This is a genomic window from Neisseria sp. P0021.S007, assembly GCF_051956855.1.
The window spans coordinates 1-736 of the sequence record NZ_JBQCXA010000436.1 but is presented as its reverse complement, the minus strand read 5'-3'; the positions used below and the strand labels follow the sequence as shown (position 1 = coordinate 736).

General features: G+C 56.7%; 1 protein-coding gene. It reads right to left on the bottom strand.

Annotated features, from left to right (window positions below):
* Window positions 1-736 (bottom strand): glutamate--tRNA ligase family protein (locus ACTHUR_RS13850; protein ID WP_440399118.1); only part of this gene is annotated, 736 nt, incomplete at both ends.

Sequence of the window (736 nt, the reverse complement as noted above, 5' to 3'; positions counted from 1 at the left end):
GCCTGCCTCGTCTTTTACTACTTCATCGCACTTGATCACATAGCCGTGGCGCAAACGCACTTCGCCGCCGGGAATCAGGCGTTTGAAGCCTTTGGGCGGATTTTCGGCAAAGTCGTCGGCTTCGATGTAGATGGTTTGGGAAACAGGTACTTCGCGATCGCCCATTTCTTCGTGGTTCGGATGAAACGCGGCACGGCGGCTTTGGGTTTTGCCGGCTTCAAAGTTGGTCAGGGTGACTTTAAGCGGATTCAAAACCGCCATCAGGCGCGGCGCAGAGTTTTCCAACTCTTCGCGAATCGCGCCTTCCAACACGCTCATATCGACCACGTTTTCAGATTTGGAAATACCGGCGCGTTTGGCAAACAGGCGCAGACCTTCGGGCGTGTAGCCGCGGCGGCGCATACCGGAAATCGTTGGCATACGCGGGTCATCCCAGCCGGAAACATGGCCGTCTGAAACCAGTTGGTTCAGCTTGCGTTTGGACGTGATGGAATACAGAAGCTCCAAACGGGAAAACTCGTATTGGCGCGGACGGGTGGCGTGCGGCGCGGGGATGTTGTCCAGCACCCAGTCGTACAGCGGACGGTGGGCTTCAAATTCGAGCGTACACAAGGAATGCGTGATGCCTTCGATGGCATCGGAAATGCAATGCGTGTAGTCGTACATTGGGTAGATGCACCATTTGTCGCCGGTGTTGTGGTGATGGGCGCGGCGGATGCGGTAGATGACGGGGTCG